Origin of the sequence: Streptomyces sp. NPDC052020, from assembly GCF_040680575.1 — a bacterium.
Lineage (GTDB): Bacteria > Actinomycetota > Actinomycetes > Streptomycetales > Streptomycetaceae > Streptomyces.
Genome location: NZ_JBFAWY010000010.1, coordinates 193,574 through 214,397 on the forward strand (window position 1 = coordinate 193,574; position 20,824 = coordinate 214,397).

Genomic DNA, 20,824 nt, shown 5'->3' on the forward strand with positions numbered 1-20,824 from the left:
CGGACGTGTGTACCGCGTTGACACCTGTAATGCCTGTAATGACCCCGGCGACCGGGGCAGACGGACACGGAAGAGGCCCCCGATGACGATCCGCGTGATGCTCGTCGACGACCAGGTGCTGCTGCGCACCGGGTTCCGGATGGTGCTCGCCGCCCAGCCGGACATGGAGGTCGTGGCGGAGGCCGGGGACGGTGTCGAGGCCATCGCGGTACTGGAGTCCGCCGACGTCGACGTGGTGCTGATGGACGTCCGCATGCCCAAGCTGGACGGTGTGGAGGCCACCCGCCGCATCTGCGCCGGCCCCGACGCGCCGAAGGTGCTCATCCTGACCACCTTCGACCTGGACGAGTACGCCTTCTCGGCGCTGAAGGCGGGCGCGTCCGGCTTCATGCTCAAGGACGTGCCGCCCGGTGAACTGCTCGCCGCGATCCGTGCCGTGCACAGCGGCGACGCGGTGGTGGCACCCTCGACCACGCGCCGTCTCCTCGACCGGTTCGCGCCGTTGCTGCCCGGGACCGAGAAGGAGCCGCGGCACAAGGAGCTCCAGCGGCTCACCGAGCGGGAGCGGGAGGTGATGGTGCTGGTGGCGCAGGGACTGTCCAACGGGGAGATCGCGGCCCGGCTGGTGCTGTCGGAGGCGACGGTGAAGACGCACGTGGGCCGCATCCTGACCAAGCTGGGCCTCAGGGACCGGGTGCAGGTGGTGGTGCTGGCGTACGAGACGGGGCTGGTGCGGGCCGGCGGCCACGGCTGAGCCCGACCGCCCCGGCCACGGGGCCCGGCGCCGGTCGGTAGGGTCGGGCGCATGCTCCTGTGGCTCAACGGCCCCTTCGGGGGCGGGAAGACCCAGACCGCGCACGAGATCCTGCGGCGGCTGCCCGGCAGCGTGATCTGCGATCCCGAGCACGCCGGTTTCGGCCTGCGCCGGATGCTGCCGCCCGGACTGCGCGGGGACTTCCAGGACCTGGTGTCCTGGCGCCGGGGCGTGGTCGAGGTCCTCGACCTGGCGCTCACCCGGCACGACGGCGTGGTGATCGCGCCGATGACGGTCACCGAGCCGCGCTACTTCGCCGAGACCGTCGGCCGGCTGCGGGAACTCGGTCACGACGTACGGCATTTCGCGCTCCTCGCCGACCGCGAGACCGTTCTGGAGCGTCTGCGCGAGCGCGGTCTGGGGCAGGTCCTGCGGTACGTCGCCGGGAGGGACGCCGGGCCGCGCCGCGAGAGCTGGGCCGTACGCCGGCTCGACCACTGCCTGGAGCGGCTGCGCGAGCCGGAGTTCGCCGAGCAGCTGTGGACGGACCACCTCACCGTGGCGCGGACCGCGGACCGGGTCGCCGCGGCGGCCGGGCTCACCCTGCGCCCCCACACCGAGGGCCCGCTGCGGACGCGGATCCGGCAGGCCGGGGTGTCGCTCCGGCACATCCGCCTCGACTAGGCGCCGCCATCTGGCGGCGTTCCCTGGCGGCTCCCTGGCGGCTCCCGGACGGCGTGCTCAGCGCAGGACGCCCTCGATGAAGTCGCTGCCCAGCCGGACCACCGCCGACAGCTCCAGCTGGTGCTGCGCGTACCGGCCGCGGCGGCGGGTGGTGATCAGGCCGGCCTTCTTCAGCACGCTTAGGTGCCGGGATATCTCGGGTGCCGTCATGCCGTGGGCGTCCGCCAGCTCGCTGGTGGTGTAGGGCGCGCGGGCCAGATGACGGCACAGCTGCATCCGCACCGGATGGGCCAGCGCCTCCAGGCGCAGACCCACCTGCTCGACGGAGGGGGCCTGCGGGCCGGAACCGCTGACGGGGTAGATGACGGCGGGCTGCCAGCCGTACCGGTGCAGGACCATCACATGCGGCCAGCCCAGGCTGGTGGGGACGAGGACGAGACCGCCGTCACCGGTGGCCGTGCGGCCCACGGCCAGCTTGTCGACGCTGATCACCGCCGCCTCGTCGTCCAGCGAGACCGCCGGGGACACCGCGGCCAGGGCCTCCGGCAGGCCCTTGCGGCGCAGCAGCTCCGTCTTGTGCCGGGCGTCCGCGGCCAGTTGCGGCCGGACCCGCTCCCAGATGTCCGCGAAGAACGCCTCCTCGCAGTCCTCCATCAGCTGCCGGAACCAGGCGCGCACGACGGGCGGGTCCTGGAGCAGCCTGCGCGTGAACCGCTCCTGGACGGCGCCGCGCGCCGCGGCGAGTTCCAGCGCGCGCTGCCGCGCGGCGGCGTCGTGCAGCGGGCTCGGGGCCTGCCCGTCGTGCCCGGTCTGGCAGGTGAACTCGAGCGCGATCAGCACGAACTCGTCGTCCGTCAGCTTGTCCAGCAGGTCGAGTTCCTCGGCGAGCGTGGCGCCCGGGACGGCCCGCCCGCCGGGAATGCCGGCGAAGGGGGTGAAGACGTCGGAGAACGCGCTGCGCCACAGGAAGTCCGCCTCGCACAGGCGGTCCGCCAGGTCGGGCCGCAGCCGCGCGGCCGCAGACGTCGCCCAGCCCCGCAGGCCCGGATGGTGGCCGGGCTCGCTGAGCGCGTGCAGCGCCATGCCGAGCTCGGCCAGCGGCGACGGGACGACGCAGATCCGCTCCGGCGGCAGCCCGGTGATGTCGATGATCACGCTCATGACCCCATGGTGCACCGCGCCACCGACAGCGCTCTCGTCGATTGACGGCTCCTGCCAATCGACGCGACAGGCGCCGTGGCCGGCCTCGAACCTGGATCAGGAGGCCGACGGCGGAGCCTTTTCGGCCCCCGGCCCCCGGCCACGGCGCCCGCCGCCCCCGGCGCCCATGACATCCGCTCCCCAGGAACCGAGAGGCGAGTCCGCCATGAGCATCACCCAGCAGTACGTCCTCGACGCCTACCGCGCGCAGCGGCTCGGCCAGTCCGCGCCTCCCGCGCCCGGCCTCCACGAATGGCAGGTGGTACGGGAATGGCGCGACCGGCGGGCGTTCCAGGCGGTCGTGGCGGAGCGCCCGGCCCGCGGGCGGCTGCGGCACACACTGGGCCGGTGGCTGCATCCGCGACCGCGCTCTACCTCCTGACGCCGCCCTCCGGCCCGCCCGCCGCCTCGCCCGCCTCCTCACGCAGCCGGGAGACGAACCCGGCCGTCGCCGCCGCGACCTCGGCGGCCGTCCAGTCGAGGCCCTCGGCCCCCACGCCGATCTCCGTCATGGCGAGCCCCGGACCGGCGGCGTCCCACGGCCGGGCGAAGAGCAGGGTCCCCGTCTCCTCGCCCTGCCGCACGGCGGCCCGCGCGGCGGCGTCGGCGTCGCAGGGCAGCCAGACCCGGAACTCGTGGGTGTGCGGCACCTCGGGGCGCACGCGCGCCCACGGCACCCCGGCCGCCGCCAGGCCCTCGCGCAGCGCGGCGGCCACCACGCGCGCGTGGGCGACGTACTCCGGCAGCCGGGGCAGCTCCCGCTCCAGGCCGGCCAGCGCCGACAGCGCCGTCGGGAACTGCTGGAACACCATGCCGCCATAGCGGTGCCGCCAGACCTTCGCCTCCTCCACGAGCGAGCGCGGACCGGCGAGGGCCGCGCCGCCGAACCCGTCGAGGGACTTGTAGAACGACACGTACACGCTGTCCGCCAGGCCGGCGATCTCCTCCAGGGGCCGCCCGAAGTGGACGGTGGTCTCCCACAGGCGCGCCCCGTCGAAGTGGACCACCGCGTCGCGCTCCCGCGCCGCCTCCACCACCTCGGTGAGCTCCTCCCATGAGGGCAGCACGAAACCGGCGTCCCTCAGGGGCAGCTCCAGCATCAGCGTCCCGAAGGGCTCCTCGTACGCGCGGACCTCCTCGGCGGTGGGCGGCCGGGGCGCGCTCGTCACCCGCACCGGGCGCAAGCCGCTGACCTGGCTGAGCGCGTGCCGCTCGTGCACCTCGGGATGGCTGAGGGCGTGCAGGGCGACGACCGGGCTGCCGGTGCGGCCCGCCCAGCAGCGCAGGGCCACCTGCTGGGCCATCGTGCCCGTCGGGAAGAAGGCGGCGTCCTCCGTGCCCAGCAGTGCGGCGGCCTTCGCCTCCAGGACCTCGACGACGCCGTCGCCGTACTGGTCCGCCGCCTCGTCCAGGTCGTACAGCCCCGCCGCCCCGTCCAGCAGCGCCAGCCGCTCGCGCAGGGTGCTCAGGAACCCCGGGCGGGCGAGTACCCGCCGGGCGGCGCGGTGGGCGGCCCGGCGCCGCTCACGCAGCCGTTCCCGCCGCTCCTCCTCCTCCGGCTCCCGCCGGTCCGCTTCCCCGTCCCGCCGCCCGTCCCGCCGCCCGCCCTGCCCCGCCGTATCGCTCATGCCGGGATGATGCCGTGCGCCGCCCCGCGCGGGCACCCCGGTTTCGCGCGGCCCGTGCGCGGGCCTCGCCCGGGGCATTCGCGGGGCGGCGGGGATTCCCGCTCCGCGCGTGCCTCGGCCCGGCCCGGAAACCCACAGCCTGTGGACGACCGAACGCCCCCGGAACCGATCGCGTTAACATGACGAGAAATCGTCCGGTACCCGGAGCGGACTGGAACGGGAAGGCCGCCGTCGCGTGAACACACCCTCATTGCCAGACCCCAAGGACCGCCCCGCGCGGCTCACCGTCGGCGTCGTCGGCGCCGGCCGCGTGGGCCCCGCGCTGGCCGCGTCGCTTCAACTCGCCGGGCACCGCCCGGTGGCCGCCTCCGGGGTCTCCGAGGCCTCCAGACGGCGCGCGGCGGCCCTGCTGCCCGACGTGCCGCTCGTCCCGCCCGCCGACGTGCTCCGGCGCGCCGAGCTGGTCCTGCTGACCGTCCCGGACGACGCCCTGCCCGGCCTGGTGGCCGGGCTCGCCGAGACCGGCGCCGTCCGTCCCGGCCAGCTCCTGGTGCACACCTCCGGCCGGTACGGCGCGAAGGTGCTCGACCCCGCCCTGCGCGCCGGCGCCCTGCCGCTGGCGCTGCACCCGGCGATGACCTTCACCGGCACCCCCGTCGACGTCCAGCGCCTGGCCGGGTGCTCGTTCGGCGTCACCGCGCCCGAGGAGCTGCGGCTGGCCGCCGAGGCCCTCGTCATCGAGATGGGCGGCGAGCCGGAGTGGATCGACGAGGACAAGCGCCCGCTGTACCACGCGGCGCTCGCTCTCGGCGCCAACCACCTGGTCACCCTGGTCGCCCAGTCCCTGGAGCTGCTGCGCACCGCCGGTGTCGCGGCCCCCGACCGGATGCTCGGCCCGCTGCTGGGCGCCGCCCTGGACAACGCCCTGCGCTCTGGCGACGCGGCCCTGACCGGTCCCGTCGCGCGCGGGGACGCGGGCACCGTCGCCGCGCACGTCACCGAGCTGCGCCGCCACGCCCCGCGGGCCGTCGCCGGCTATCTGGCGATGGCCCGCGCGACCGCCGACCGGGCGCTCGCCCACGGGCTGCTCAAGCCCGAACTGGCCGAAGACCTGCTGGGCGTCCTGGCCGACCAGGCGGCCCTGCCCGAGAACGGGGGAGACCGATGAGCCACGCCTTCGCACTCGTCCCGACCGCGGACGGCCTGGACCACGTCCTGGCACGCCGCGCCGTGCCCGGCCGCACCGCCGTCGTCATGACGATGGGCGCCCTGCACGAGGGCCACGCGACGCTGATCCGCGCCGCCCGCGAGCACGTCGGCCGCGAGGGCTTCGTGACCGTCACCGTCTTCGTCAACCCGCTCCAGTTCGGCGCGGGCGAGGACCTCGACCGCTACCCGCGCACCCTCGACGCCGACCTGGAGACCGCCGAGCGGGCGGGCGCGGACATCGTCTTCGCGCCGTCCGCCGGCGAGATCTACCCGGACGGCACACCGCGGATCACCCTGCGCGCGGGCGCCATGGGCGAGCGCCTGGAGGGCGCGTCCCGCCCCGGCCACTTCGACGGCATGCTCACCGTCGTCGCCAAGCTGCTCCACCTCACCCGCCCCGACGTGGCCTTCTTCGGCCAGAAGGACGCCCAGCAGCTCGCCCTGATCCGCCGCATGGTGCGGGATCTGAACTTCGGCGTCGAGATCGTCGGCGTCCCCACCGTGCGCGAGGAGGACGGCCTGGCCCTGTCCAGCCGCAACCGCTACCTCTCCCCCCAGGAGCGGCGCACCGCCCTGTCCCTGTCGCGGGCCCTGTTCGCGGGCCGTGACCGGCACGCCGCCCAGGAGGCGCTGCGCGCGCGGGCCCGCGAAGTGCCCGCCACGCACGCCCGCGCGGAGGCGCTCAGCGCCCTCGGCGAGTCTCGCGCGGCGGCCGACGCGCACGCCGTCGCCCAGGCCGCACCGGCCGGCCCGGCGGCCGTCCGCGCGGCGGCCCGCCTGGTCCTGGACGAGGCCGCCCGCCTCGACCCGCCGCTCGAACTGGACTACCTGGCCCTCGTCGACCCCTCCGACTTCACCGAGATCGGCGACGACTTCACCGGCGAGGCCGTCCTCGCCGTCGCCGCCCGCGTCGGCACGACCCGGCTCATCGACAACGTCCCCCTCACCTTCGGAGCCGCTTCGTGACCGGCACAGGCATACGACTGCACGCGCCCGCCCCGGGCTGGTCCATCGACGCGGACGTGGTGGTCGTCGGCTCCGGCGTGGCCGGCCTCACCGCCGCCCTGCGCTGCGAGGCCGCCGGCCTGCGCACCGTCGTCGTCACCAAGGCACGCCTCGACGACGGCTCCACCCGCTGGGCCCAGGGCGGCATCGCCGCGGCCCTCGGCGAGGGCGACACCCCCGGCCAGCACCTGGACGACACCCTGGTGGCGGGCGCCGGCCTGTGCGACGAGGAGGCGGTCCGCATCCTCGTCACCGAGGGCCCCGACGCGGTCCGCCGCCTCATCGCCACCGGCGCCCGGTTCGACGAGTCCGCCGACGGCGGCCTGGCGCTGACCCGCGAGGGCGGCCACCACCGGCGCCGCATCGCGCACGCCGGCGGCGACGCGACCGGCGCGGAGATCTCCCGCGCCCTCGTCGGCGCGGTCCGCGCGCGCGGGATGCGCGCCATCGAGAACGCCCTGGTCCTGGACCTCCTCACGGACGCCGACGGCCGCACCGCCGGCGTCACCCTGCACGTCATGGGCGAGGGCCAGCACGACGGCGTGGGGGCGGTCCACGCCCCCGCCGTGGTCCTCGCCACCGGCGGCATGGGCCAGGTCTTCTCCGCGACCACGAACCCGGCCGTCTCCACGGGCGACGGCGTGGCCCTCGCCCTGCGCGCGGGCGCCGAGGTCAGCGATCTGGAGTTCGTCCAGTTCCACCCCACCGTGCTCTTCCTCGGCCCCGACGCCGAGGGACAGCAGCCCCTGGTCTCCGAGGCGGTCCGCGGCGAGGGCGCCCACCTGGTGGACGCCGACGGCGTGCGCTTCATGCGGGGGCAGCACGAACTCGCCGAACTCGCCCCCCGGGACATCGTCGCCAAGGGCATCACGCGCCGCATGCGGGAGCGCGGCGCCGACCACATGTTCCTCGACGCCCGCCACTTCGGCGCCGAGATGTGGGAGCACCGCTTCCCGACGATCCTCGCCGCCTGCCGCGCCCACGGCATCGACCCGGTCACCGAGCCCGTCCCGGTCGCCCCGGCCGCCCACTACGCCTCCGGCGGCGTCCGCACCGACTCCCACGGCCGCACCACCGTGCCCGGCCTGTACGCGTGCGGGGAGGTCGCCTGCACCGGCGTGCACGGCGCCAACCGCCTGGCCTCCAACAGCCTCCTCGAAGGACTCGTCTACGCCGAGCGCATCGCCGCCGACATCGCCGCGGCCCGGGCGGCGGGCGCCCTCCCCGCGCGCGTGCCGCACCCGGTCGCCTCCCCCCAGCGGCCCGCGCACCCGCTGCTCGCCCCCGAGGCCCGCTTCACCATCCAGCGGATCATGACGGACGGCGCCGGAGTCCTCCGCTCCGCCGCCTCCCTCGCCCGGGCCGCCGACCGGCTCCAGCGGCTGCACGGCGAGGCCCGCGAAGCCCTCGCCGACAACGGCAAGACGGCCGAGCCCGGAGTCGACACCTGGGAGGCCACCAACCTCCTGTGCGTCGCCCGCGTCCTGGTCGCCGCCGCCGCGCTGCGCGAGGAGACCCGCGGCTGCCACTGGCGCGAGGACCGCCCCGACCGCGACGACACGAACTGGCGCCGCCACATCGCCGTCACCCTCAACCCCGACCGGACCCTGGCCATCCGCACCACGGACACCGCCGACTTCCCCCCGACCGCCCGTCCCCAGGAGCAGTGACAGCAGTGAACACCCCCGATCTCCCCCTCGCCTCCGCCACCGGAGGCTGCGGCGACGGCTGCGCCTGCGGCGCGGACCCCGACGACGAGACGTACCTGGAGTGCGGCCTCGACCCCGCACTCGCCCAGCTCCTGGCCGACGCCGGACTCGACCCCGTGGAGGTCGAGGACATCGCCAACGTCGCCCTCCAGGAGGACCTCGCCCACGGCGTGGACGTGACGACGGTCGCGACCATCCCCGAGGACGCGGTGGCCACCGCCGACTTCACCGCCCGCGAGGGCGGCGTCGTCGCGGGCCTCAGGGTCGCCGAAGCCGTCCTGTCCGTCGTCTGCACGGACGAGTTCGAGGTGGAACGCCACGTCGAGGACGGCGACCGCGTCGAGGCGGGCCAGAAGCTCCTCTCCGTCACCACCCGCACCCGCGACCTGCTCACCGCCGAGCGCAGCGCGCTGAACATCCTGTGCCGTCTGTCGGGCATCGCGACGGCCACCCGCGCCTGGGCGGACGCCCTGGACGGCACCCGGGCGAAGGTCCGCGACACCCGCAAGACGACCCCCGGCCTGCGCGCGCTGGAGAAGTACGCGGTCCGCTGCGGCGGCGGCGTCAACCACCGCATGTCCCTCTCCGACGCGGCCCTGGTCAAGGACAACCACGTGGTCGCCGCGGGCGGGGTCGCCCAGGCGTTCCAGGCGGTCCGCGAACGCTTCCCCGACGTGCCCATCGAGGTCGAGGTCGACACCCTGCACCAGCTCCGCGAGGTCGTGGACGCCGGCGCCGACCTGATCCTGCTGGACAACTTCACCCCCGGCGAGTGCGAGGAGGCCGTGGCGATCGTCGACGGCCGCGCCAAGCTGGAGGCATCGGGCCGCCTCACCCTCGGCAACGCCAGGGCGTACGCGGACACGGGCGTCGACTACCTGGCCGTGGGAGCCCTCACCCACTCCTCGCCCATCCTGGACATCGGCCTGGACCTGCGAGCGGCGGAGTAGAGGATACGGACATGCTGCTGACGATCGACGTAGGGAACACGCACACCGTCCTCGGTCTCTTCGACGGCGAGGAGATCGTCGAACACTGGCGCATCTCCACCGACGCGCGCCGCACGGCCGACGAGCTCGCGGTCCTCCTCCAGGGCCTGATGGGCATGCACCCGCTCCTCGGGGAGGACCTCGGCGACGGCATCGACGGCATCGCCATCTGCGCGACCGTCCCCTCCGTCCTGCACGAGCTGCGCGAGGTCACCCGCCGCTACTACGGCGACGTCCCCGCCGTCCTCGTCGAACCGGGCGTCAAGACGGGCGTGCCGATCCTCTTCGACAACCCCAAGGAGGTCGGCGCCGACCGCATCATCAACGCGGTCGCGGCCAACGAGCTGTACGGCGGCCCGGCGATCGTCGTCGACTTCGGCACGGCGACGACGTTCGACGCGGTCAGCGCGCGCGGGGAGTACGTCGGCGGGGTCATCGCCCCCGGCATCGAGATCTCCGTCGAGGCGCTCGGCGTCAAGGCCGCCCAGCTGCGCAAGATCGAGGTGGCCCGTCCGCGCAGCGTGATCGGCAAGAACACGGTCGAGGCCATGCAGGCCGGCATCGTCTACGGCTTCGCCGGCCAGGTCGACGGCGTCGTCAACCGCATGGCCCGCGAACTGGCCGACGACCCCGACGACGTCACCGTCATCGCGACCGGCGGCCTGGCGCCCATGGTCCTCGGCGAGTCCTCGGTCATCGACGAGCACGAGCCGTGGCTGACCCTGATCGGCCTCCGCCTGGTGTACGAGCGCAACGTGTCCCGTATGTGAGGGGTACTGCCCGGAGCCGGGCAGGCGTCCTGCCCGGCTCCGGCGCTCCGCCGCCCGCGCGGCCCGCGCCTCCCGTGGGACGCCGGCGCCCTCACCGCCCGCGCGGGTGCCGGCGTCCCACCCCCACCCGGGTGGCACCCCACGCCACACCCGGCGCGCTATGCCGGGGTTTGTCTGATTAGCGCGTATCGTCGCCGCATGCCCACGCCATACGGATCCCGCGGCGGCATGGCGTTCGGCGTGGAGGAGCTGCGTGTGCTCCGCCGCGCCCTCGCCCTCGCCCTCCACCCCAGCCCCGTCTCCGCCGAGGACGTCAAGGACTGCCTCCGCCTCGCGGAGTCGCTCGACGAGGCGGCGCGGGAGAGCGCCCGGCTGCGTGCCTTCCTGGTGGCCGACCTCGCCCGGTACCGGGCCGCCCTCCCCGGCACCGCCGCCGGCTACCTCACCCTCCTGGACGAGGCGCTGGGCGCCGGGCACCACCCCGCTCCCGACGATCTCGCCGCCCTGCGCGCCCTGCGCGGCAACCCGGCGGCGGCCGCCCTCCTGGCCCGCTGCCAGATCCTGACGGAGCGGAACGCCCGCCCCCGCTCCGCGACCGCGCGCCCCCAGATCACCATCCCGGCGCCCAGCGCGCCCCTCACCTCCCCCACCCGCACCGCCCCGGTCGCCCCCGCCGCCCCCGCCGCCCCGACGGTCCCCGCCTCCCGGACCCGCCTGCTGGCCCTCCCCGGCGGCCTCTCCCGAGCCGCGGCGGACCCCGCCGCCGAACCCGAGGGGGAGCCCGGGCGGAAGCCGTCCCCCCAGCCCGCCCCCGCGACACCCAAGCCGGACCCCGCCACCCGCCGGCGCCCCATCCCCACTCCGGGCGAGGTCTTCCCCCGCCGCAAGCCGGCCCCGCCCCCCGCCGGCACCTCGCACCACCTCGCCGCGGGCTGACCCCCGCCGCACCGGCCCTGCCCGCCGGAGCCCCGCTTTCCGCCCGCCCCGCCGACGACCCCGCCCCGGCCCTCACCCGCCCCGTGGCTACCCTGGACTCATGGACTACGTCTCCGCGCTCCTGCCGCCGGCCGTCATGGCCGTGCTCTTCATCGCTGTCATCCGGGTGATCGTGAAGACCCAGGGCGGCGCCAACAAGGCCAAGGAGGACGCGGCCGTCGACGCCGCCCTCGCGCGCGCGGAGGGCGCCCGCCCGGCCTCCGCGCGTTCCGACGCCTGAGTCCACCGGTCCCGGCGGGCCCGCCCGGACCCGGCAGGTCGCCCGCCTGGCGCCGTCCGGCCCTCGCCGCCTCCCTGGGACCGCGCTGCATCCTTTTTGCCCTGATCTGTGACATGGGTGCCCGTTCGGCACGCCACACCCGGAAACTCCCACTATTGTTCTGAGCTGTGCCTCGCCCATTGGGAGAACTCGAAGACGCGGTCATGACGAGGGTGTGGAAGTGGAACCGCCCGGTGACCGTTCGAGAAGTCCTGGAAGATCTCCAGCAGGAGCGCTCGATCGCGTACACCACGGTGATGACCGTGCTGGACAATCTCCATCAGAAGGGCTGGGTGCGCCGCGAGGCGGAAGGCCGGGCCTATCGATATGAGGCGGTCTCCACTCGCGCCGCCTACGCCGCCGCGCTGATGAACGACGCGTGGTCGCAGAGCGACAACCCCGCCGCCGCCCTCGTCGCCTTCTTCGGCATGATGAGCGACGAACAGCGGCAGGCCCTCAGGGACGCCATCCGAATCGTCCAGGGCCCGGAAACCCGGGAACCCGCTCGGCAGGCGCCCCAAAGCCCGCGGCCCCCGAAAGTCCCACCCGGCCCCGCGGCCGTTGAGCCTCCCGCCGCACCGCAAGCCGAGGCGGAACCCCGGCGCGAAGCGGAACCCCGGCCCGAAGCCGAAGCCCAACCCGGACCAGAACCCGAAGCCGGGTCCGAACCCGAAGCCGGGCCCGAAGCCGGGCCCGAAGTCGAGCCCGAAGTCGAGCCCGAAGTCGGGCCCGCCCGCCAAGCCGACTTCGAACAGAAATCCGAAACCCCGGCCCGCCCCCCGGATTCCACTCGGGATGAGGACTCCCGCCCCGGCCATACCCCCGAAGACGGCGCCGGACGGAACACGGGAGGGAACACGGGCCGGAACACGGGAGGGAACACCGCGCGGAACGCCGGACACAACCCCGACTCGGCCGGTGGCGGCGGCGAGCGATAGCGTCCGCTCATGTCCGCAGTGAGTCCTCAAGTCACCGCTAAAGCCATCACCGTCCGGCGGGCCCGCACCAGCGATGTCCCGGCCGTGCGCAGGCTCCTCGACGCCTACGTCCGCGACGGCATCCTGCTCGACAAAGCCATGGTCACGCTTTACGAGGACATCCAGGAGTTCTGGGTCGCGGAACGCGACGACAACGCCGAGGTCGTGGGCTGCGGCGCCCTGCACGTGATGTGGGAAGACCTCGCGGAAGTCAGGACTCTCGCGGTGAAGCCGGGCCTGAAGGGCGCCGGCGTCGGACACCAGTTGCTGGAGAAGTTGCTGCATACCGCGCGCTGGCTCGGCGTTCGCCGCGTTTTCTGCCTGACCTTCGAAGTGGACTTCTTCGGCAAGCACGGCTTCGTGGAGATCGGGGAGACGCCCGTCGACACGGATGTCTACGCGGAGCTGCTCCGTTCCTATGACGAGGGTGTCGCGGAGTTCCTCGGTCTCGAACGAGTGAAACCGAACACCTTGGGCAACAGCCGGATGCTTCTGCATCTGTGATCAACGAGCAAGTTCCCTATGTCCGAAACGCGTATCTTTCCGCTCCGGTCGGGGCTGCCGGTCTCTGCCGGGGGTTTGTGTTTTTCCGGCAAAAGCGGTTTGCTTTCCGACGTACTGCAGTACTGCATATAACAAGGGGCGGCGATACGGCGCACGCCGGCAGACCCCCGCCCTCACGTTATCGATGAAAGGAAATCCGGTGGCACAGAAGGTTCAGGTCCTTCTTGTCGACGACCTCGACGGCGGCGAGGCAGACGAGACCGTGACGTTCGCTCTGGACGGCAAGACCTACGAGATCGACCTCACCACCGCCAATGCGGACAAGCTGCGCGGCCTTCTCGAGCCTTACGTGAAGGGCGGCCGCCGTACCGGGGGCCGCGCTTCGGGTGGGCGCGGCAAGGCGCGTGCCTCTTCCGGTGGCAGCCCCGACACCGCGGCGATCCGCGCCTGGGCGAAGGAGAACGGTTACGAGGTCAACGACCGCGGGCGGGTCCCCGCGTCGATCCGCGAGGCGTACGAGAAGGCCAACGGCTGACCGCCCGGCCGGCAGACGATCCGGGCCTCACGGCCTACCACCGCCGTCCCGGCGAGCAGCCCGGCGAAAGGCCCGGCGCACCGGCCGGCGGCAGGGCGCTCGCGCGCCACAGCCGGATCCGGTGGCACTGCGCTGCCACCGTGCCGAGCAGCCGTACGAGATCGGGGGCGCCCCCACCGCCCCCCAAGGCCGACAGCGTCGGCAGCGAGGACTCCACCTCGCACCCTGGCACAGGGGGTCGCAGCCATACGGCGGCCCCCTGCGGACCGCGCGGCTCCGGACCGGCGGAAAGGCCCACGCGGTCCACGCCGTCCAGGCGGCCCACGCCGTCCGTGCCGTCCGTGAGGTCCAGGCCGCCCGAGGGGCCCGGGGGGAGCGGCCGGACCGACCCGGAACCGGGCCGGGGCGGCGGCGCCTCCATGAGACCGCCCGCGCCGAGCGCGACCAGGTCGAGCGCCAGCGAGCCCCACTCCAGCCAGTCCAGCAGCCCGGGCAGCTCCTCCGCGCTGCCCGGGGCCACGAGCAGCCGCATCCGGTCGCCCTGGACGGCCACGGGGGAGGCGGGCCCGAGCCGCCTCAGCGCCGCGTACCCGGCCTCCGCCGGGACGTCCAGCACGTCGAACCGCACGCCCGTACGGAGCCGCAGCGGCGCCCCCGGAGCGGTGGGCCAGCCCAGCCGGTGCTCGTACCACCGGCGGTCGGGATCGGCCGGCTGCCCGGGCCGGCCCTCCCTCCGGGGACCCTCGTGAGCGTGGCCCCCGGGACCGCGCGGCCGGCGCGGCGGGGGAACGGGCAGAGTCGTGGACGGCCTGGCGTCAACCATGCCCAGTGCAACCCCCCAGCACCGCTGGAGTTACGCTCGGTGTTCGAGGTGATCGCGCAGCGTGACGGAAAAGGGGGCGCGCGGGGGTATGGCGTGGCGCAAGGTTGTTCGCCCGTAGCGGAGGGAACCGGGGCGCCCGGCATGGAGTGTCAGTGGCTGCGGGTAAGACATCCCTAGTGGGAGGGGGCGACACGCAGAACGGGCGGCCCTACGTTCGCCATCGGCGTACTGGCGACTGGGGTAACTGCCTGGCCTGCGGGAACATCGTCTCGCACCATCGGGTTGGAGCAGATGTCGGCGTTCGGGGTCAGGAGGCCATCGACGGTGTCGGCAGTTGGAATGAGCGGTCCCCGCTTGCGGGACTAAGCTGCGGAAGGACAGGGAGGGGAAGTTCCCCTTACTGCCTGACCGCTCTGAGGAGCGATTAACGATGTTCGAGAGGTTCACCGACCGCGCGCGGCGGGTTGTCGTCCTGGCTCAGGAAGAGGCCCGGATGCTCAACCACAACTACATCGGCACCGAGCACATCCTCCTGGGCCTGATCCACGAGGGTGAGGGTGTCGCCGCCAAGGCCCTTGAGAGCCTCGGGATCTCGCTCGAGGCGGTCCGCCAGCAGGTGGAGGAGATCATCGGCCAGGGGCAGCAGGCGCCGTCCGGCCACATCCCCTTCACCCCCCGTGCCAAGAAGGTGCTGGAGCTGTCGCTCCGCGAGGCGCTTCAGCTGGGCCACAACTACATCGGCACGGAGCACATCCTGCTCGGCCTGATCCGCGAGGGCGAGGGCGTCGCCGCCCAGGTCCTGGTCAAGCTGGGCGCAGACCTCAACCGCGTGCGGCAGCAGGTGATCCAGCTGCTCTCCGGTTACCAGGGCAAGGAGACCGCCACCGCCGGCGGTCCTGCCGAGGGCACGCCCTCCACGTCCCTGGTCCTCGACCAGTTCGGCCGGAACCTCACCCAGGCCGCCCGTGAATCCAAGCTCGACCCGGTCATCGGGCGCGAGAAGGAGATCGAGCGGGTCATGCAGGTGCTGTCCCGCCGTACCAAGAACAACCCGGTCCTGATCGGTGAGCCCGGCGTCGGCAAGACCGCCGTCGTCGAGGGCCTCGCCCAGGCCATCGTCAAGGGCGAGGTGCCCGAGACCCTCAAGGACAAGCACCTCTACACCCTGGACCTCGGCGCCCTGGTCGCCGGCTCCCGCTACCGCGGTGACTTCGAGGAGCGACTGAAGAAGGTCCTCAAGGAGATCCGCACCCGCGGCGACATCATCCTGTTCATCGACGAGCTGCACACGCTGGTCGGCGCGGGTGCCGCCGAGGGCGCCATCGACGCCGCCTCGATCCTGAAGCCGATGCTGGCCCGCGGCGAGCTCCAGACCATCGGCGCGACCACGCTGGACGAGTACCGCAAGCACCTGGAGAAGGACGCGGCCCTGGAGCGCCGCTTCCAGCCCATCCAGGTCGCGGAGCCGTCCCTGCCGCACACCATCGAGATCCTCAAGGGCCTGCGCGACCGGTACGAGGCGCACCACCGCGTCTCCATCACCGACGAGGCGCTGGTCCAGGCCGCCACCCTGGCCGACCGGTACATCTCGGACCGCTTCCTGCCGGACAAGGCGATCGACCTGATCGACGAGGCCGGCTCCCGGATGCGCATCCGCCGGATGACCGCGCCGCCGGACCTGCGCGAGTTCGACGAGAAGATCGCCGCCGTCCGCCGGGACAAGGAGTCCGCGATCGACTCGCAGGACTTCGAGAAGGCCGCCTCCCTGCGCGACAAGGAGAAGCAGCTCCTGGCCGCCAAGGCCAAGCGGGAGAAGGAGTGGAAGGCCGGCGACATGGACGTCGTCGCCGAGGTCGACGGCGAGCTGATCGCCGAGGTCCTCGCCACGGCCACCGGCATCCCGGTCTTCAAGCTGACCGAGGAGGAGTCCAGCCGCCTGCTCCGCATGGAGGACGAGCTCCACAAGCGGGTCATCGGCCAGAACGACGCCGTCAAGGCGCTGTCGAAGGCGATCCGCCGTACGCGTGCGGGTCTGAAGGACCCGAAGCGTCCGGGTGGTTCGTTCATCTTCGCCGGCCCGTCCGGTGTCGGTAAGACCGAGCTGTCCAAGGCGCTCGCCGAGTTCCTCTTCGGCGACGAGGACGCGCTGATCTCCCTCGACATGTCGGAGTTCAGCGAGAAGCACACGGTGTCGCGTCTGTTCGGTTCGCCCCCCGGTTACGTGGGCTACGAAGAGGGCGGCCAGCTGACCGAGAAGGTGCGCCGCAAGCCGTTCTCCGTCGTCCTGTTCGACGAGGTGGAGAAGGCCCACCCGGACATCTTCAACTCGCTGCTGCAGATCCTGGAGGACGGTCGCCTGACCGACTCCCAGGGCCGGGTCGTGGACTTCAAGAACACGGTCATCATCATGACGACCAACCTCGGCACCCGGGACATCTCCAAGGGCTTCAACCTCGGCTTCGCCGCCGCGGGCGACACGAAGACCAACTACGAGCGCATGAAGAACAAGGTCTCGGACGAGCTCAAGCAGCACTTCCGGCCCGAGTTCCTCAACCGCGTCGACGACGTGGTCGTCTTCCCGCAGCTGACCCAGGACGACATCCTGCGGATCGTCGACCTGATGGTCGGCAAGGTGGACGAGCGCCTGAAGGACCGGGACATGGGCATCGAGCTCTCCCAGTCCGCCAAGGAGCTGCTGTCCAAGAAGGGTTACGACCCCGTGCTGGGCGCCCGGCCGCTGCGCCGGACCATCCAGCGCGAGATCGAGGACACGCTCTCGGAGAAGATCCTCTTCGGCGAGCTGCGCCCCGGTCACATCGTGGTCGTGGACACCGAGGGCGAGGGCGAGGAGAAGACCTTCACCTTCCGCGGCGAGGAGAAGTCGGCGCTGCCCGACGTCCCGCCGATCGAGCAGGCGGCCGGCGGAGCCGGGCCGAACCTGAGCAAGGACGCGTAGCCCTCCGGGCGCGTTGACCAAGGGGGTCGCCCCGGGCCGGAATCCACGGCCCGGGGCGACCCCTTTTCTCCGCTGCCGGCCTTTCCGCCGTCGGTGTTCTGCCGTCGGCTTCCCGCCGTCAGCGCGTGTCCAGGACCACCTCGGCCCCGGGGAAGAGGGCCGCGTACCGGCCGAGGCCCGGGCGTGCGTTGGAGACGGCCTGGAGAACGACCGTGCGCAGGCCCGGCAGCCCGGCGGCGAGGGCGGAGACGTCCTCGTCGCCCCGGAAGGCCGTGAGGGTCAGCCGGGTGACCCCGGGCAGCACGGGCACCGGCCCGAGGCCGTAGGGGAAGAGCGACGTGCTCAGGCGCAGGCTGGTCAGCAGGGGCAGCCGCGAGATCTCCTCCCAGTCCGCCGCGGTGAGGGTCACGCTCACGGCCAGACTCAGCTCCTTCAGCGTGCTCCAGTGGGACAGGCCCCGAAGACCGGTCGTCGTGGTGGTGTGGAAGCCGAGGTGGAGGAAGTCCAAGGGCGCCGGCGCGGGGAGGGTCTCGGTCAGCCGGGTGCCGGGGATCCACTGCATCAGCGAGAGCCGGCGCAGCGAGCCCAGCTCCGTGAGACCGGCGAGGCCGGCGGTATGGCTGATCACGAGCTCTCCGAGCGAGGAGAAGGACGTCAGCTTCCGCAGGTCGGCCAGCACCCGGTTCTCCGCCAGGCGCAGCGCCTCCACCGCGTTCGGGTCGGGTACGGCGGCCATGAGGTCGGAGATGTCGTGTGAGCCGTACAACGCCAGCCGGCTCCACGGCCGCATCCCGGCGGCGGCCACGAGCTGCTCGTCCGTGGCGCAGGTCAGGAACAGGTCCGTGCGGTCCAGGTGGTCGAGCACCTCGGTCGCGTACTCCCCGGCCTCGAACCGGTCCCAGGTCCCCACCAGCTGCCGCCGTACGTCGAGCGCCGGATGCCGGCGGAACCGGCGCAGCACGGCCAGGGACCCGCCGGGTTCCTGCGCGGCGAGGAGTGAGGCGGTGACCGTGACGCCGTGCGCCTCGGCGTCCGTCAGCCCCTCGGGCTCCGGCAGCAGTTCCAGGATCAGCGGGCCCACCTCTGCCAGGGCCCTCGCCGCCGCCACCGTTCGTGGCGGTATCAGCGCCGCCGCCCGCGTCTCCACTTCCGCCCGGATCCGCGGGTCGAGCGCCGCCGCGTGCTCCAGGCACGCCAGGGCGAGCAGCGTGAGCCGGGGCGTGCCCCGGTCCAGCAGCCGCCGCAGCAGCACGGCGCGTTCACGGGGCCGGGCGTGGGCCACCGCCATGCGGATCACGTCCTCCCACTGGGTGTCGTGGGCATGGCTGAGGAGGACGTCGAGATGGCCCTCCTCCACGGCGTACCGGGCGCCCAGGTAGTCCTGGAAGGTGCGGTGCACGAAGGCCACGGCACCCTCGCCGGGCTGGCGGAGCAGCCCGCTGCGCAGCAGCAGGGACCGCAGGACGGTTGCCGCGTCCCCCTGCTCCGCCGCCGCGGCGACCGACGGCAGGCAGCGCTCCACGATGCCCTCCGCCGTGGCGAGGTCCATCTCCGTCCGGCCGCTCAGCACCAGGGCGTAGGCGAGGCGTTGCAGCAGCTCCAGCTGGGCTTCCTCGCCCAGTTCGGGCGCGTCCACCGCGCCCATGCCCCGTTCCCGGTCCCGGCGGGCCAGCAGCATCGTGAGGGCGGCGTCGTACAACTCCTTGCGGCCGGTGGGCAGATAGCCGCGGCGTTCCCGGTGCAGGGCGCAGATCAGGCCGCACATCAGGGGGTTGGTGGCGAGGCGGGCCAGGTCGCGCTTGGTGCGCAGGGCGTCCAGCAGATCCGCCTCGTACTGCGGTGCCCGGGCGGCCGCGTGCCAGCGCCGCACGAAAGTGGCGACGTCGGCGGGGCGCATGGGGGCGAGAGTCAGTTCCCGGAAGCCCTCGGCGGCCAGCCAGTCGGGGCGTACGGCGGTGGGGCGGGAGGTCAGCAGCCAGCGGTTGCCGGGGAAGGCGTGGATCAGTCCGAGCAGCCAGTCGCGGGTGCGGTGGCGGTCGGCGGCGGGCATCTCGTCCAGGCCGTCGACGAGGACCAGGGCGCGCCCCGTGCTCAGGACCCGCTCGGCCCAGCCCTCGGGCGGGGTCAGCGGGCAGCCCACCGCCGTGAGGAAGGCGGCCGGTGCCGGGAGGGCGCCCGCGCGGATCAGGGTGCGCAGGGGGAGGACGAACGGGACGCGTCCGTCGTTCCCGCCGGCGGCCGTCACCGCCAGCCACTGCACCAGCGTCGTCTTGCCGGAGCCGGCGTCGCCGCGCAGCAGGACGCGGTCGTGGCCGTGGAGCACCTCGTCGGCGGGCAGGTGGACGGTGGCGGCGGCCGGATGCTCGCCGGGCGGGGCGTGCGGGGCGTCCTCCTCCCGGCCCGCCGCCTCCAGGCTGAGGTAGGCGACTTCGAGGGGCCAGCGGTCCGGGGAGTCGCGCAGGTCGATGCCGTAGATGGTGATGTGGTCGTGACGGTGGGCCACGTAGGACAGGTAGCGGTGCTCGAAGGCGGTGTCGCGGGCGTCCGGGCGGGGGGTGCGGGCGAGCAGCTCCTCCACCCGCGTGACCAGTTCCGACTGGCCGCGGGTCTGCTCGACGAGGGTGCGGGCGACGAAGGTGGAGCGGCGGGTGAAGAACTCCAGGATGTGCAGGCAGGCCCACTCGGTGGCGGAGTCGAGGAAGTGGCAGGAGTCCGTGGACAGTCCGTCGGGGGCCGGGGCGCCGTGGCGCAGCTTCCCGGCCAGTTCCCGGTGGCCCAGGCGGACCGCCTGGACGTCGTCCATGTCCAGCTCGCCGAGGGCGAGGAGCCGGGCGGCCAGCGCGTCGGTGACGGCGGTGTGCTCGCCGGGCGGGAAGGGCGGCTCGCCGGGGGAGGCCACCGCGCGGGCGACGAGCCGGCCGGCGAGCCGGCGGACGTCCCGCTCGCCCAGGGTGCGCTTCTCGCCGCGGAAGGACACGAGGTCGCCGAGGCGTACGGGCCGGTCGGCCAGGCCGGCGCCCGGGCCGTCGGCGCGGAACAGTTTCTTCAGCAGCGGGGCGACCGCCGCGGACGCCAGCCTGCCGCCGAGCACCGTCGGGTCCATCCGCCTCACCCCCGTGATCACGCGAACGTGGTGAGACTACCGGGGACAGCACACCTAGGAGTGCTCGGTCAGGAGAGCTGCCCGTCGTAGTCCGGCAGCTTGAACGTCTTCTCGGCGTGGCCGCCCGAGAGGTCGGTGGCGCTGTTGCCGATGTTCGCGATGATCGTGTAGCCCTGCGCCTCGATCGCGGCGCGCTGGGCGGTCTTGTAGTCGGCGACGTTCTCGAACAGGTCGAGGAAGCCGCGTACGCGCAGACCGGAGACCCGGTAGCCGACGCGTTCGAGGTTGTACCGGGTGGGGGCCTGGATGATGCCCGGGCGGGCGGTCACGAAGAACAGGGCCACCCCGCGCTCCTGGGCGTACCGCGCGGCCTCCAGGACGGGGCGGTTGGCCGGCTGCGGGAAGCTGAAGCCGAAGTCGGTCTCCAGCGCGGTGTTGTCGATGTCCAGGACGATCGCCTGCTTCTCGCCCGGGCCGGTGGCCGCGATCCGCTGCTTCAGGTAGGGCAGCGCCCGGTCCATCACGGCCCGGCAGTCCTGCTGCCAGGTGGCGTAGCCGACGCCGGCCGCCGCGGCAGCGGACGCGGCCGTGGCGGCGGGGGCGGTGACGGGGGCGGGCGCCGCGTCGGCGGGGCCCGCGAGGGCGACGAGGGCGGCGGCGGCGACCGCGGTCACACCGGCCCGGCGCGGCCAGGGGCGTCTTGTCATGGGGGGTCCTCTCACG

Annotated in this window: 18 protein-coding genes and 1 pseudogene; 14 read left to right on the top strand and 5 right to left on the bottom strand. The window is 73.6% G+C overall.

Annotation, left to right across the window (positions count from 1 at the left end; translation table 11 throughout):
• Positions 1-82: 82 nt before the first annotated feature.
• Positions 83-754, top strand: coding sequence for a response regulator transcription factor (locus AB0L74_RS13515; protein ID WP_365649952.1), 672 nt, complete (start codon positions 83-85; stop codon positions 752-754).
• Positions 755-805: 51 nt separating this feature from the next.
• Positions 806-1,438: an AAA family ATPase gene (locus AB0L74_RS13520; RefSeq protein ID WP_365649955.1), complete on the top strand. Its 633-nt coding sequence runs from the start codon at positions 806-808 to the stop codon at positions 1,436-1,438.
• Between the two features lie 57 nt (positions 1,439-1,495).
• On the opposite strand, the gene AB0L74_RS13525 is transcribed toward AB0L74_RS13520, so the two are convergent.
• Positions 1,496-2,599 (bottom strand): DUF5937 family protein, encoded by a 1,104-nt coding sequence (locus AB0L74_RS13525; RefSeq protein WP_365649958.1) that lies wholly within the window; start codon positions 2,597-2,599, stop codon positions 1,496-1,498.
• A 205-nt stretch (positions 2,600-2,804) separates the two neighbouring features.
• On the opposite strand from AB0L74_RS13525, the gene AB0L74_RS13530 reads away from it, so the two are divergent.
• Positions 2,805-3,020: a hypothetical protein gene (locus tag AB0L74_RS13530; RefSeq protein ID WP_365649961.1), complete on the top strand. Its 216-nt coding sequence runs from the start codon at positions 2,805-2,807 to the stop codon at positions 3,018-3,020.
• Here AB0L74_RS13530 and AB0L74_RS13535 read toward each other — a convergent pair.
• Positions 3,010-4,266 (bottom strand): beta-eliminating lyase-related protein, encoded by a 1,257-nt coding sequence (locus AB0L74_RS13535; protein WP_365649964.1) that lies wholly within the window; start codon positions 4,264-4,266, stop codon positions 3,010-3,012. The two genes, AB0L74_RS13530 and AB0L74_RS13535, sit on opposite strands and share 11 nt — an antisense overlap.
• Before the next feature lie 235 nt (positions 4,267-4,501).
• Here AB0L74_RS13535 and AB0L74_RS13540 point away from each other — a divergent pair, with 235 nt between their 5' ends.
• From AB0L74_RS13540 to AB0L74_RS13585, 10 genes and pseudogenes are all read left to right on the top strand, one after another.
• Positions 4,502-5,434 (top strand): DUF2520 domain-containing protein, encoded by a 933-nt coding sequence (locus AB0L74_RS13540; protein ID WP_365649967.1) that lies wholly within the window; start codon positions 4,502-4,504, stop codon positions 5,432-5,434.
• Positions 5,431-6,441, top strand: coding sequence for a pantoate--beta-alanine ligase (gene panC / locus AB0L74_RS13545; protein ID WP_365649970.1), 1,011 nt, complete (start codon positions 5,431-5,433; stop codon positions 6,439-6,441). The genes AB0L74_RS13540 and panC overlap by 4 nt, the downstream gene beginning before the upstream one ends.
• Entirely contained in the window at positions 6,438-8,150 is a 1,713-nt protein-coding gene (locus AB0L74_RS13550) for an L-aspartate oxidase (protein WP_365649973.1), read from the top strand. The genes panC and AB0L74_RS13550 overlap by 4 nt, the downstream gene beginning before the upstream one ends.
• A gap of 5 nt (positions 8,151-8,155) precedes the next feature.
• A complete protein-coding gene (gene nadC, locus AB0L74_RS13555; protein WP_365650084.1) occupies positions 8,156-9,139 on the top strand; it encodes a carboxylating nicotinate-nucleotide diphosphorylase in 984 nt (327 codons plus the stop codon).
• Between the two features lie 11 nt (positions 9,140-9,150).
• Positions 9,151-9,948, top strand: a complete 798-nt coding sequence (locus tag AB0L74_RS13560) for a type III pantothenate kinase (RefSeq protein ID WP_365649975.1) — start codon at positions 9,151-9,153, stop codon at positions 9,946-9,948.
• A 228-nt stretch (positions 9,949-10,176) separates the two neighbouring features.
• Positions 10,177-10,884, top strand: a complete 708-nt coding sequence (locus AB0L74_RS13565) for a hypothetical protein (protein WP_365650087.1) — start codon at positions 10,177-10,179, stop codon at positions 10,882-10,884.
• Positions 10,885-10,984: 100 nt separating this feature from the next.
• Complete coding sequence (locus AB0L74_RS13570; RefSeq protein ID WP_365649978.1) at positions 10,985-11,164, top strand: hypothetical protein; 180 nt, start codon at positions 10,985-10,987, stop codon at positions 11,162-11,164.
• A 203-nt stretch (positions 11,165-11,367) separates the two neighbouring features.
• A pseudogene (locus AB0L74_RS13575) lies at positions 11,368-11,706 on the top strand (BlaI/MecI/CopY family transcriptional regulator); the annotation flags it as partial.
• Positions 11,707-12,150: 444 nt separating this feature from the next.
• Positions 12,151-12,684: an amino-acid N-acetyltransferase gene (locus tag AB0L74_RS13580; RefSeq protein ID WP_029384966.1), complete on the top strand. Its 534-nt coding sequence runs from the start codon at positions 12,151-12,153 to the stop codon at positions 12,682-12,684.
• Between the two features lie 199 nt (positions 12,685-12,883).
• A complete protein-coding gene (locus tag AB0L74_RS13585) occupies positions 12,884-13,219 on the top strand; it encodes an Lsr2 family protein (RefSeq protein WP_365649980.1) in 336 nt (111 codons plus the stop codon).
• 34 nt (positions 13,220-13,253) lie between these two features.
• Here the strand turns inward: AB0L74_RS13585 and AB0L74_RS13590 are convergent, their stop codons facing one another.
• The gene (locus AB0L74_RS13590) at positions 13,254-14,042 is read right to left on the bottom strand and encodes an SCO3374 family protein (RefSeq protein WP_365649983.1); all 789 of its coding nucleotides are present in this window, start codon (positions 14,040-14,042) and stop codon (positions 13,254-13,256) included.
• A 430-nt stretch (positions 14,043-14,472) separates the two neighbouring features.
• Between AB0L74_RS13590 and AB0L74_RS13595 the strand changes: the two genes are divergently transcribed.
• On the top strand, positions 14,473-16,998 hold the full coding sequence (locus tag AB0L74_RS13595; protein ID WP_358780102.1) for an ATP-dependent Clp protease ATP-binding subunit: 2,526 nt from the start codon (positions 14,473-14,475) through the stop codon (positions 16,996-16,998).
• Positions 16,999-17,116: 118 nt separating this feature from the next.
• On the opposite strand, the gene AB0L74_RS13600 is transcribed toward AB0L74_RS13595, so the two are convergent.
• Together AB0L74_RS13600 and AB0L74_RS13605 are read right to left on the bottom strand one after the other, a co-directional pair.
• Complete coding sequence (locus tag AB0L74_RS13600) at positions 17,117-20,101, bottom strand: NACHT domain-containing protein (RefSeq protein ID WP_365649987.1); 2,985 nt, start codon at positions 20,099-20,101, stop codon at positions 17,117-17,119.
• A gap of 68 nt (positions 20,102-20,169) precedes the next feature.
• Positions 20,170-20,808, bottom strand: a complete 639-nt coding sequence (locus tag AB0L74_RS13605; protein WP_365649990.1) for an HAD family acid phosphatase — start codon at positions 20,806-20,808, stop codon at positions 20,170-20,172.
• Positions 20,809-20,824 lie beyond the last annotated feature (16 nt).